At 68.9% G+C, this 13,101-nt stretch carries 7 protein-coding genes and 2 pseudogenes; 6 read left to right on the top strand and 3 right to left on the bottom strand.

What is annotated here, in order from left to right; all coding sequences use genetic code 11:
• Positions 1-28: 28 nt before the first annotated feature.
• Positions 29-351: pseudogene (locus IE172_RS34720) on the bottom strand (NF041680 family putative transposase); the annotation flags it as partial.
• 118 nt (positions 352-469) lie between these two features.
• Here IE172_RS34720 and IE172_RS24720 point away from each other — a divergent pair.
• From IE172_RS24720 to IE172_RS24695, 6 genes and pseudogenes are all read left to right on the top strand, one after another.
• A pseudogene (locus tag IE172_RS24720) lies at positions 470-1,568 on the top strand (integrase core domain-containing protein).
• 1,119 nt (positions 1,569-2,687) lie between these two features.
• Positions 2,688-4,073 carry an aminopeptidase P family protein gene (locus IE172_RS24715; protein ID WP_190099515.1) on the top strand — a complete coding sequence of 462 codons (1,386 nt, stop codon included), beginning with the start codon at positions 2,688-2,690 and terminating at the stop codon, positions 4,071-4,073.
• 276 nt (positions 4,074-4,349) lie between these two features.
• Positions 4,350-5,534, top strand: a complete 1,185-nt coding sequence (locus tag IE172_RS24710; RefSeq protein WP_190099514.1) for a S1 family peptidase — start codon at positions 4,350-4,352, stop codon at positions 5,532-5,534.
• Positions 5,535-5,770: 236 nt separating this feature from the next.
• Positions 5,771-8,356 (top strand): collagenase, encoded by a 2,586-nt coding sequence (locus IE172_RS24705; RefSeq protein ID WP_403382444.1) that lies wholly within the window; start codon positions 5,771-5,773, stop codon positions 8,354-8,356.
• Between the two features lie 259 nt (positions 8,357-8,615).
• The gene (locus IE172_RS24700; RefSeq protein WP_306432812.1) at positions 8,616-10,061 is read left to right on the top strand and encodes an aldehyde dehydrogenase family protein; all 1,446 of its coding nucleotides are present in this window, start codon (positions 8,616-8,618) and stop codon (positions 10,059-10,061) included.
• Between the two features lie 110 nt (positions 10,062-10,171).
• The gene (locus tag IE172_RS24695; protein ID WP_190099511.1) at positions 10,172-10,888 is read left to right on the top strand and encodes a GntR family transcriptional regulator; all 717 of its coding nucleotides are present in this window, start codon (positions 10,172-10,174) and stop codon (positions 10,886-10,888) included.
• Between the two features lie 237 nt (positions 10,889-11,125).
• Here IE172_RS24695 and IE172_RS24690 read toward each other — a convergent pair whose 3' ends face one another.
• The gene (locus IE172_RS24690) at positions 11,126-12,055 is read right to left on the bottom strand and encodes an ornithine cyclodeaminase family protein (RefSeq protein ID WP_190099510.1); all 930 of its coding nucleotides are present in this window, start codon (positions 12,053-12,055) and stop codon (positions 11,126-11,128) included.
• Positions 12,052-13,098, bottom strand: a complete 1,047-nt coding sequence (locus IE172_RS24685) for a proline racemase family protein (RefSeq protein ID WP_229886341.1) — start codon at positions 13,096-13,098, stop codon at positions 12,052-12,054. Before IE172_RS24685 ends, IE172_RS24690 begins: the two co-directional genes overlap by 4 nt.
• Positions 13,099-13,101: the final 3 nt, after the last annotated feature.

The following is a 13,101-nucleotide window of genomic DNA, read 5'->3' as shown; positions in this document are numbered from 1 at the left end:
GAGAACGGCCTCTAAGCTTGTTCTTTATCTACCAAGACCTTCCGGGCTTGCCGATGGCCTTGAGGGTCTCGGGGCGTTTGACGGTCTTGCCGACGTCGTAACGGGGTGCCCGGTGTTTGTTCTTGAAGCCGGGTGGCCGTCCGGGGCCGGCGCCTCGGGGTTTGGGAACACGGGGCGGGCAGGCCAGGTGAGCGCGGATGTTCCTGAACCCTCGGCGAACCCGGGCGGGGGTGAGCCAGCCGGAGGCAGCTGGCTTCTCCCAGGGCGGCGGAGGTCCTTGGCGAGGGGCCGGGCAAGCCGGAGCTGGGTGTGAGCGACGATCAGGATCCAGGTCCAGCGGTCCTGCCCTTGCCGAAAAGCTCATCCGCCGAGGTGGGAGCCGGTGTGCGGGATGCGCGGGTTCTCGAGCACGGACGCTGGAATCGGTGCTCTCGCGGGGCTGGCGATCAGCCCGGCATGATGGCTGGTCGTGCTGCTGCGACTGGCTTACCTGACCGTGACGAACGCGTTTGCCATGCTGCGCCTGCTGCCCATGAGCGACCGGGACATGGAAACGGAGATCCTCGCCTTCCGGCATCAGATCTCGGTGCTGGAGCGCCAACTCGGTGGCGAGAAGGTTCGGTTCTCCCCGAACGATCGCGCGTTCCTGGCGGCGTTGCTGCACCGCCTGCCCTCGCAGGTGCTGTGCAGGATACGGCTGGTGGTGCGTCCGGACACGGTGCTGCGCTGGCACTGTGATCTGGTCGCACGCCGCCACGCTGCGCGTTCCCGGCCCAAGCGCCCGGGAAGGCCGCGGACCGTGCGCTCCATCCGGCTGCTGGTGCTGCGGCTCGCCCGCGAGAACTCCAACTGGGGATACCGCCGCATTCATGGCGAACTCCTCGTTCTGGGCGTTACGGTGGCCGCCTCCACCGTCTGGGAAATATTGAAGGAGGCCGGCATCGACCCGGCGCCCGCGCGGACCTCGAGCACCTGGGCGGGCTTCCTGCGTTCCCAGGCCGACGCACTCCTGGCGTGCGACTTCTTCGAGACCGTCACCCTGTCCGGGGCCCGCTTGTCCGTGTTCGCCGCGATCGAGCACGCGAACCGCCGGATCCGGATCCTCGGCGCCACCCCGCACCCCACCGCATCCTGGGTGACGCAAGTCGCGAAGAACCTCGTCATGGACCTCGAGGACGCCGGCTGCCGTGCCAGGTTCCTGATCCGGGATCGGGACGGAAAGTTCCCGCAGTTGTTCGACGAGGTACTCAAGGACGCGGGTATCGAGGTGGTGCTCAGCGGCGTCCGGATACCGAGAATGAACTCGATCATGGAGCGGTGGGTGCAGACCTGTCGGCGCGAGCTGCTGGACCGCACCCTAATCTGGAACCAGCGACACCTGCTCCACGCGCTACGCGAGTTCGAAGACTTCTACAACTCCCACCGGCCCCATCAAGGCATCGCCAACGCCCGCCCGCTACGCCCCGATGCCGATGCCGATCAGCGATCCGGAGCAGATCACCCACGTCGACATACGACGACGCCAACGACTTGGCGGCATCCTCCACGAGTACCGACATGCCGCATGACCTGCGCGGATGAGCTTTTCGGCAGGCGCAGTACGGAAGCCTTTTGACCTCCCTTGGCGACGTGCTCGGTGTCCGCGGTGGTCGACTGGGCCACGGGCGCAGGACCCGTGTGCTTCCCGTTCGCGGCCGCGGCCTGTGCGACGGGCACCGGGCTTCCGCTCCGGGCGCTGGCCGGCTGCGACAGCAGGCCGACGCCCATGGCGATGGTCAGGGCAAGCGGCAGCGCCGCGCCTTCGCCGGACGAGTGCATTTCTCACTACACCTCCCATGAGGGTTGAGCCATGCGGTGCGTGGCCTGTAGGGATGAGGAGGTACTGGATCGGGCCACGCTGTCGATCACATGGGGCACGACTGACGTGGTTGGCATGACCACACCGATGAGATGTGCCATTGCACAGGTCACCTGGTGTATGGAAGGCATCCAGGTGAATCCAGGGTTGCCAATCGATCCATGGACGCCGGGACTTCATGCGCGGCAGGGGGAGGCATGCGGTCTCTGAGCAGCGGGTGTTGAGTCTGCGGGCGGGACTTGTGGGCGTCGGCTGACGGGGTGCCGGGTGGCTGGCGACGTCGGTGATCCGTCGGATTCATCGGGCCGACACCGCCGGAAGTGTCATCAGCGGGTGCGCCGACGGGCTCGATGGTGGACGCTGTCGCGCCGCGGAATCGTGAACTGCTCGAACAGTGGCCGCAGGTCCCGTCGACGGTGATCGCCGGGCGCATCGGCCCGGACCGCGGTCCGGCCGTGCTCGGGGATCGGGGCGGGGCGACCAGTGGGCCCGTGTCACTGTCCGCCGGCTCCCGCTCGGCTTCGGCCAGGGTGGGACGGCCGCCGGTGCTGGTGAGCGTCGCGGGCTGTTCGCGGCGGATCACCGCCAGGTCCCGCTTTCCGGGTCGGCGGTCCGGTCCGATCTACCGGAGAGAGGTAACCCGTTACATAGTAATGTGACATTTTATGGATCGGTCATCACCGGGCTGTCTCCTGCCCAGTAGCGACCAGTTCCGCGCCCCCTTGCCCCTGGCCGACCAACGAAGGAGCTCTCCGTGCCCCCCTACGCCACTGCCCGCCCGCATACCGGTAGTCACGACCTGCCCGCTTCCGCAGCACTGGACTCGTTCATGAGTTCCGGCTGGGCGCCCTCCCCGCTCCCCGCGGACACCCGGGTACCCGGCTGCACCAATCTGCAGGCCCGCCGAGACCGGCTCTCGGCCCGCTTCCCCGGTGAACGGCTCGTCGTACCTTCCGGTGTCCTCAAGGTCCGTTCCAACGACACGGACCACCGTTTCCGCCCGCACAGCGCCTACGCCTGGCTGACCGGCCTGACCGGCGAGGACCAGCCCGGCCATGTGCTGGTCCTCGAACCGACGGGGCCCGAGGGCCATGAGGCGGTGCTCTATGTCCGCCCCCGCTCGCCGCGCGACAGCAGTGGCTTCTACCGCGACCGCCGCTACGGCGAGTTCTGGGTGGGGCGCCGGCCCGACCTGGACGAAACGGCGTCGCTGACGGGCCTGCGCTGCGTGCACCTGGACGACCTGCCCGAGTTGTTCACCGGCCCGCGTCCACCGACCCGCCTGGTGACCGGCGTCGATCCGGCGCTGGATGATCTGGTGGCCCGGGAGAGCCGTACTCCGGCCGGAGACTCCGGGCTGGAGACCGCGCTGTCGGAGCTCCGGCTCGTCAAGGATCCCTGGGAAATCGGCCAGCTCCAACTGGCCGTCCATCACACCACGGTGGGCTTCGACGATGTGGTGCGGGCCTTGCCGCGGGCCCTGCGGCATCCCCGTGGCGAACGCTGGATCGAAGGTGTGTTCAATCTGCGTGCACGGGCCGAAGGCAACGGAACCGGGTACGAGACGATCGCCGCATCGGGCGCCCACGCCTGCGTCCTGCACTGGATCCGCAACGACGGCGCACTCGACCCCTCGCAGCTCCTGCTGCTGGACGCAGGCGTGGAGACCGACACGCTCTACACGGCCGACATCACCCGCACCCTTCCACTGTCCGGACGCTTCTCCGCCGCCCAGCGCGATGTCTACGAACTGGTCCTGGCCGCCCAGGACGCCGCTATCGCCGTCCTGCGGCCCGGCGCCCGGTTCCGCGACTTCCACCAGGAGGCGATGCGCGTCATAGCCGAGGGTCTGTATGAGTGGGGCATCCTGCGCATACCCCCTGAGAAGGCGCTCGCCGAGGACAGCGGTCTGTACCGCCGCTACACGCTCTGCAGCAGTGGGCACATGCTCGGCATCGACGTCCACGACTGCGCACAGGCACGCGCGGAGGCCTATCTGGACGGGGTGCTGGAGGAGGGCCACGTCCTCACCGTCGAGCCCGGCCTCTATCTCCAGCCCGACGACGAGACGCTGCCGCTGGAACTGCGTGGCATGGGTGTCCGTATCGAGGACGACCTGCTGATCACCTCGGACGGCGCGAAGCTCCTTTCGGACGCCTTGCCCCGTAACGCGACCGACGTGGAGGAGTGGCTGGCCCGGCTGCTGGAGCACTGACCAGCGGCCGTAACGGAAAACACGGCCCTCGGGGCCCCCGAGGGCCGTCGGCTCGCAGCTTCCTCTCCTCCGCCCGCGCTTCGCTGACCGGCCCTCCCCAGAGGGTTGCGGTGTGACATGTCACCCGCCATATTGTACCTTGTCATGTCCCCGACGTCGGGCGTTTCATGGCCGCGTCGAGTGAGGCGCCCCCGCCGTCCGGCGTTCGCTCCACTCACAGGGAGGTGCTCCATGCACGGTGTCCCATTACGGCTGTCAGGGCCGATAGCGGCGGCGGTGACCGCTCTGATCGCCACACTCCTTCTCGCGCCGACGGTGTCGGCCAGGGAAGACGTCCCGGCCCGGCCGGGCCCGAACGCGCAGCAGAAGGCCGCGGTGGCCCAACTGGTCGAGGACTATGGCGTCTCGGCGGCGGAAGGCGAGCGCCGCATCGCGCGACAGGACGACCAGGCCGCTCTGGCCACCGAATTGCGCGAGAGACTGGGAGCGCGCTTCGGTGGAGCGTGGGTGGACCACGAACGAGGGGGGAAGCTGAGGGTCGCGGTGACCGAGAAGTCCTCGGCATCGGTCGTGAACACCCTGGCGTCCGGGAAGACCGCGGTCGAGGCCGTGCTGGTCGAACGCGGCATGGACGAGTTGCGGAAGATGTCGGACGCGCTGGCCAAGCGGATCACCAAGGCGAACAAGGGGGCGCGACATGGCCTGCAGTCCGCGGTGGTGACCGAGAAGAACGTACTGCGGCTGGACGTTCCGCGAGGAAGGAAGCTGACGGACCAGCAGCGGAGCGTCGTGCGCTGGGCCGAGCGGAAGTTCGGGGACGCGCTGGTCGTCGACAGCTACCGGCACGCGTCCCGGCCGGTGTACTGCGGCGGCCAGTACTCGTGCGACCCGCCGCTGCGCTCGGGACTGGCCATCTACGGCGGCAACACCCGTTGCACCAGTGCCTTCATGGTTTATGACAGCTACGGCTACTACATGATGACCGCCGGGCACTGCACCGAGGCCGCCTCCTACTGGGAGGTACCGACCTACAGCTACGGCTACCAGGGTGTGGGAAGCACGGCGGACTACCACTTCGGCTACTACGGCGACTATGCCATCGTGCGGATCAGCGACACCGCCTTTTGGCAGCCGCGAGGCTGGGTCTACACCACTCAGCCCATCCGGAGCTGGGACTACGACTATGTGGGTCAGTACGTCTGCAAGCAGGGCTCCACCACCGGCTACACCTGCGGACAGATCACCGACGTCAACGCCACCGTCCACTACCCCGGACGCACCCTGACCGGCATGACCTGGAGCACGGCGTGCGTGGCACCGGGAGACAGCGGCAGCGGTGTCTACAACGGATCCACCGCCCACGGCATCCTCAGCGGTGGCCCCAACAGCGGATGCGGCATGATCCACGAGCCGATCAGCCGGGCCCTGTCCTCCCTGGGAGTCAGCCTGCTGGCCGGCTGACCAGGAAGACGCTGTCGCACAAGAAACGGAACGTGTGACGGCGCGCCCGGCCGAAGAGCCGGGCAAGCGTGGATGCCCCTGCATCCCGCCCACCTATCGGCGCATATGCAATGTCACCTGTCGCATTGTGTATCGCGCTGCCGGTGGCCCGGAGCAGCCCCCTCCGGGATTCCTCCGGGCCACTGGGTCCCATCCGGCCGTGTCTTCCGCACGGCCGCTCCCTCAGGAGGCAGTGCGTGAAAAGAAGACCCCAGCGACCACGTTTCGTGACACTGAGCGGGCTGATATTGACCCTGTGCCTCGGGACAGGGCTGCTCGCCGCTCCGGTTCCCGCCGTCCAGGAGGCGACCGGACAGCATGCCCGCGAGAATGTGCCGCCGCCCCAGGCGTCGCTGCAGGAAGACTCGGGAGGAGATCCTGAGCACGTACGCGGCGAGCCACTGAAGGTCGAGGAGCGGGCGCCGCTTCCGTCGACCACGGATGCGCTGCGGCGGGACTACGACGACCCGGCCTCCCCCGCACCCCTTCGGAGGCCGTCCATGCGGGCACTCCCGGAGGAAGCCGGGGGCAAGGCGAAGGCGCCCGCTGCCGCGGACTGCCGCCCCGAGGCCTTCACCAGCCGTTCGGGGCACGCCCTGGTCCAGCAGATCAAGGCGTCCACGACCGACTGCGTCGACACGCTGTTCGACCTCACCGGGAGCGACGCACACCGGGCCTTCCGCGAGGACCGGATGACGAGCGTCGCCTACGCACTGCGGGACGGCTCCGCCTCCTACCCGGGCGACAGCAGCACCGGCATGCCCCAACTCCTGCTCTACCTGCGCGCTGGCTACTACGCACACTGGCACGACGAGGCCACCGGGGGTGCCTACGGCCCGAAGCTGCGCACCGCCGTCCGTGCCGGTCTCGACGCGTTCTTCGCCAGTCCCCGCTCCCGGGACGTCACCGACGCCAACGGCGAGATCCTGGCCGAAGCAGTCACCCTGATCGACAGCTCCGAGGAGAACGCCCGCTACCTGTACGTCGTCAAGCGCCTGCTGGCGGACTACAACTCCTCCTGGAACCTCTCCCAGTGGATGCTGAACGCCGTCAACAACGTCTACACCGTTCTCTTTCGCGGCCATCGGACACCGGGCTTCGCCGACGCGGTGTCCTCCGACCGGAGCATCCTCCGGGCCCTGTACGACTTCGCCTCCTCGCACAGGAACCTCCTCGGCACCGACCGGAGCCATCTCGCCTCCAATGCCGGGCGTGAGCTCGCCCGGTTCCTGCAGCACGCCTCGTTGCAGAAGACGGTCCGGCCACAGGTGGCCGCGCTCCTGGGCAAGAGCTTCCTCAAGGGCGCCACCGCTCCGCTGTGGGTCGGCATCGCCGAAATGACCAACAGCTACGACAAGACCCAGTGCGGCTACTACGGCACCTGCGACCTCCAGCAGCGCCTGGCGAGCAGCGTCCTGGTCATCAACCACACCTGCAGCGCGAGCCTCCGCATCCGCGCCCAGGAGATGACCTCGGCGCAACTGGCGTCCACCTGCCGCAGCCTGGCCGACCAGGATGCCTACTTCCACAGCGTCGCCAAGGACAACGGGCCTGTCGCAGGTGACCGCAACACCAGCCTGGAAGTGGTCGTCTACAACAGCAGCACCGACTACCAGACCTACGCCGGTGCCGACTGGGGCATCAACACCAACAACGGCGGCATGTACCTCGAGGGGAACCCCTCCGCGGCCGGCAACCAGGCCAGGTTCATCGCCTACGAGGCCGAGTGGGTCCGCCCGGACTTCGAGATCTGGAACCTCAACCACGAGTACACGCACTACCTCGACGGCCGCTTCAACATGTACGGCGACTTCAACGCCAACGTATCGACTCCCACCATCTGGTGGATCGAGGGATTCGCCGAGTACGTGTCCTACTCCTACCGCAACCTGCGCTACGACGCGGCCATCACCGAAGCCAGCAGGCGCACCTATGCGCTGAGCACGCTGTTCGACACCACCTACAGTCACGACAGCACACGCGTGTACCGGTGGGGCTATCTCGCCGTGCGCTACATGCTCCAGTCCCACCGCGCCGAGATGGACACCGTCCTGGGGTACTACCGTGCCGGTAGCTGGAACACTGCCCGCGCCTACCTCACCGGGAGCATCGGAACACGCTACGACAGCGACTGGTACAACTGGCTGGCACGGTGCGCGGCCGGCGACTGCGGAGGCTCCACCACCCCGCCGGGCAACCAGGCTCCCACTGCGGCGTTCGCAGTGTCCGTCAGTGGTCTGACGGCCAACTTCACCGACCGCTCGACGGACTCCGACGGGATTATCGCCTCCCGTTCGTGGAGCTTCGGGGACGGAACCACCTCCACCGCGGCCAACCCGGCCAAGACGTACACGGCCCCGGGCACCTACACCGTGACGCTGAAGGTCACCGACGACAAGGGCGCGACCAGCACCGCGACCCAGAGCATCGCCGTCGGCGGCGCGGACGCCGCTCCTGAGTGCACGGGCGGCGACGCCAGGGAACTCGGCCGTACCTGCAAGCGAAGCAACCTGTCCGCGACTGCGGGGAACCACGCCTACCTCTACATCTACATCCCCTCCGGCGTCCAGCAGTTGCAGATCACCTCGTCCGGGGGCACCGGCAACGCCGACCTCTACTACAACAGCAGCACCTGGGCGACCACCTCCAGCTACACCAGCAGGTCCACAGGCGCAGGCAACAGCGAGACACTCACCGTCACCAATCCGCCCGCCGGCTGGAACTACATCAGTCTGGCCGCCGTGGCGGACTTCTCCGGAGTGACGGTCAAGACCGAGTACTGAGCCCTGATCCACCGCCGACCGCCGGGGCGGGCGCGATCCTCGCGCCCGCCCCGGCTTCCCCTTTTTCTCCCCGATAGAGGATTTGAACCTCCCCACTCAGGGCGACATGTGACATATTACTGTGGTGCTCGTGAGGCGCTTCGCGACGGCATCGCCATCAGTCCGAGGTGCGTCGGCACGGGCGTCCCCTTTACCCGCCGCGGAACCGATGTCGGCCCGAACAGACGGCCCCTGTGTCCGTCCAGAGGCCCCCTGCGCCATGACTTCATCCCGGAAGGCCCCTCCTGTGAACATCCACCCCGGCCCGATGGCCGACAGCGTGGTGATCTCCCGCAACCCCGCCGACCCCGGTGACGTGCTCGTCGAGCTGTACGGCTGCAGCCCCGACACCGCCGCACGAGCCGTGCAGCGGGCCGCCCGCGCCCAGGCCGCATGGCTCGCCGCCGGTGCGGCCGCGCGGTCCGCGGCCCTGCACCGTGCCGGAGACGCTTTGGAGGCCGCGTACGAAGAACTGGCCGGGCTCCTGGTCCGAGAAGTCGGCAAGCCGCTCACCGAGGCCCGCGAGGAACTCACACGCGCGGTGGCGATCTGGCGCTATTACGCCCAGCTACCTCAGGACGTCCCCGGAGCGGTGCACGAGCCGACGTTTGGACCAGGACTCCTGCTCACTCGCCGGCGTCCGCACGGCGTCGCCGGATTGATCACCCCATGGCAGTTCCCGCTGGCCGCGCCGTCCTGGAAGGCGGCTCCGGCCCTCGCGGCCGGCAATACCGTGGTCCTCAAACCCGCACCGGAGGCCACCGCGTGCGCCCTGCGCCTGGCGGAGATCCTCGGGCGAGCCCTCCCCGCGGACGTCCTGCAGCTCGCCCCCGGAGGTGTCGAAGTCGGGGCCACCCTGGCCGGCCTGGCCGATGTGGTCTCTTTCACCGGATCCCGCGCCGTCGGTACTGCGGTGGTACGCGCCGCGGCGTCCCGTGGCGTGCCCGTCCAGGCGGATATGAGTGGTTACAACACGGCCGTGGTCCTACCGGATGCCGACGTGGTACGCGCCGCCGCCGACATAGCCGTCGCGATCGCCGGCTATGCGGGCCAGAAGCGCACCGCCACCAAGAGAGTGATCGCCGTGGACAGTGTCCTGCCGAAGCTGCGCGAGGCGTTGAGACAGGCTCTGCGGGCTCTGCCCGCCCGTGATCCGAACGCGACCGACTCGGTGTGCGGCCCCGTCATCTCCGAAATGGCCCGTGACCGTGTCGTCCACGTCACGGACAGCGCTCTCGCCTTGGGAGCGGACCTACTGGCGGGGAATGCCCGGGGTGGCCGGAGAGAGGCGCCGGGCTGGTATGTCGACCCCACGCTGCTCGAGAATGTGCCCGGACACCATGACCTGAACCGCCGTGAGATCCACGGCCCCGTCGCGGTGTTATCAGGGGCGTCGGACTTCGACGAGGCGATCCGGGTCGCGGGCAGCGGCCGCCGCGGCGTGGTGTCCTCACTGCACACGAGCGATCTGGAGAAGGCGCTTTCGACGGTGGACCGCCTGAACACGGCGATGATGCGGGTGAACGCACCGACCACCGGCACCGAGTTTCTGCTCCCCTTCGAGCGGGAGAAGGATCCCTGCAGAGTGCGGGAGAAGGAGCGCGCCACGACGGATTTCTACACCTCCACCCGAACGGTGTTCCTTCTGCCCACCGCGTCGGCCTGAGCTCGTCACAACGAGGGAGCCCGGCCTCACCGGTCGCACCGGGCGGGGCGCATGGGTGGGGCACAACGTGACATTGTATAGTGGGGCAACAAATCCACGGAGGGGAATCCATGAGCGAGCTGAAGCCCCGCACACTCATCTCGGTACAGAAGCACCTGCGTGACCAGGTGGCCAATGCCCTCCGCGCAGCACTGATCGCGGGCGACCTGAAGCCCGGGGTCATCTACTCCGCACCCACCCTCGCGGCCGAGTACGGCGTCTCCGCGACGCCCGTACGCGAGGCCATGCTGGACCTGGCGCGCGAAGGTCTGGTCGAGGCCGTACGCAACAAAGGCTTCCGCGTCACCGAACTGTCCGAGCGCGACCTGGACGAGTACACCGAGATCCGTTCCCTCATCGAGATCCCGACCGTCGGTCGGGTCACCCGGTCGGCCTCGCGGGAAGAGCTGGAAGCCCTGCGTCCCGCGGCCGAGGAGATCGTGGCCGCCGCACGCGCCGGCGACCTCATCGGCTACTTGGAATCGGACCGCCGCTTCCATCTCGGCCTACTCGGCCTCGCCGGCAACTCCCGCCTCGTCGAGACCGTGGCCGACCTGCGCAAACGCTCCCGACTCTACGGCCTGACCGAGCTCGCAGAAGCCGGGGCACTGGTGGCCTCAGCGCAGGAACACACCGCACTGCTCGACCTCATGCTGGCCGGAGACTCCGCGGCGGCCGAGGACCACATGCGCCATCACCTTGCGCACGTCCGGACCCTGTGGGCGGCGCGGAAGCAGGAGAAGGCCGGGGAGCGCACCTCCTCGGTGAGGAAGCTGGGCACCCGCTGATCCCGTCGCCGCCGGCCGGCCACGGCTGACGGGGGGACGGAGTGATCGGTCCGGAGCATCCGTCAGGCCCTCGACCGCCCGGCACGGCACGGCCTTCTCCCAAGGAGCGCCGTGCGGAGACTGCCGGTGCGATGTCCACCGGCAGTCGGGCGGTCCTCGCAGCCTTCCCCACCAGGCAGGGAGCTTGATTTCACGGCGGAACGGCCATCGGACGGGCCACCCTCCGCCCTTCTCCGCTCATGCCTGCTGCCTCTGCCGGTATGCCGCGACGGCGACGACCAGGTCCTCCCACGCCATGCCGCTCGTCTTTACGACCATGGGGCGATCGGCGCGGACGGTTGCTCCCGAGCCGAGCAGTTCGGCCATGGTCACCAGTGAGCCCGGAGTGAGACTGCCCTCCCGGATCGCCAGAACGACATCGCCGGCCTCACGGAGAGCGACGTCCCGGCTCTCGACGACCACCGTCGCCCGCCCCATGAGCACGCCGTCGAGTTCGCGCGCCGACGGCTCATGGGAGCCGACGGCCAGCACGATCGCGGAGTCGCGCACGAGGTGCCCGCTGAGGACCGGTTCGCGGGCGGAGGTCGCCGTGACGACGACGTCCCCACGGCGAACGGCTTCGGCGACTGCCGTGTCCTCCGTCGCCAGACGGCGGTTCGCCCACACCGGGGACAGGCCGCCGCGACGCGTGACGACCGTCACATCGGCGACCGGCACATGGGCCCGGATCGTACGGACGTGTCCCTCGCCCTGCGGACCTGCGCCGAAGACCACGAGCCGCAGCCCTCCGGTGGGGGAGTTCGCGAGAGCGCGCAGCCGGTCCAGGCAGGCCCCGACCGAGACGGCAGGGGTGCGCAAGGTGGTCAGTGCGACCCCGTCGAGGAGGGCGCGGGGGGTCAGTGTCCCGCTGTCGTGCAGGAGATAGGTCGCGTTGATCCGTGGCAGGCCGCGTGTGGGGTTCCCGGGAGCGACCGTCGCGACCTTCACCCCGAACCAGCCGTCGGCCTCGGACGGCATGAGCAGTCCCTGGCCGTTGGTCAGCGAAACGACGGCGCGGGGCACGTCGTCATCCGGGTCGAGCCCCGCCGCCAGTGCGTCGCGGACCGCCGCGACGGCGGCGACCGGACCGAGCGCGAGGACGTCCTCGGCGTCGAGAACCGCGCTCACCGCAGCACGAACCCGGGAAGGAGCGCGTCGCGGGGATCGACGGTGAACCGGCATGTGCCGACCGCGTGAGCCGTGCCCGTCACCGCCGTGACGACCGCCGGGATTCCGTGTGCCGTGGTCTGCTTCGCGATCCGGGCGCGGAACACGGAGCCCACCACGGACTCGTGCAGCAACTCGTCACCGGGGAGCAGTTCGCCGGTGACGGCGAGGAGCGCGACCCTGGCCGACGTGCCGGAACCGCACGGGGACCGGTCGACCTCACCGTCGGCGAACACCGTGATGTTGCGCTGGTGCAGTTGCCGGCTGCTGTCGGCCCGGAGCGCCGGAGGGCGGCCCTCCTCGGTGAAGACCGTTCCGTAGACGCCGGACAGCCTGGCATCGTCCGGGTGCTCGGCGGCGCCGGCGGCGTTGAGGGCGTTGCGGATCTCGCGTCCCACCGCGATGAGTTCCGTGACGTTCTCCGGCCGGACCCGCAGGCCGACCGCCTCCGCCGGCAGCACGGCGTACATCGCGCCGCCGAAGGCGATGTCCGCGGCGACCGTTCCGCGTGCGGTCGCCACTTCGACTCCGCGGGCGTGGACGTGGCCGGCGACGTTCGTGAATGTCACGTCCTCGACCAGGCCCCCGCTGGTGCGGACACTCGCCGTGACGCGCCCCGAGGGCACGTCGATCACGACGTCGGTGACACCGTCGTCGGGGGCCGGGACCCGGCCCGAGACCACTGCCCAGGCCCCGAGAGCCATCGTGCCGTGACCGCACGCGGTCGGGAATCCGTCCTTGTGCCAGAAGAGGACGCCCAGATGGGCTCCGGTGTCGTCCGGTGGAACCAGGAAGCCGCCGTACATGTCCGCGTGGCCGCGGGGCTCGCTGCACAGCAGTGCCCGCATCCACTGTGCCTCGTCGCTCGCCATCGCGACGACCCGGCGCTCGGTGACGGTGAGCCCGTCACCGGTCACCGCGACAGGACCGTCCGGCACGATCCGGAACGGTTCACCGCCGGTGTGCCAGTCGATCGTCCCGATCGGCTCCGTGGTTCTCGTCACTCC

It is taken from the genome of Streptomyces griseoflavus (genome assembly GCF_014649995.1).
GTDB lineage: Bacteria > Actinomycetota > Actinomycetes > Streptomycetales > Streptomycetaceae > Streptomyces > Streptomyces griseoflavus.
Note: the sequence above shows the minus strand (reverse complement) of the source record. Positions and strands in the feature narration are given on the sequence as shown.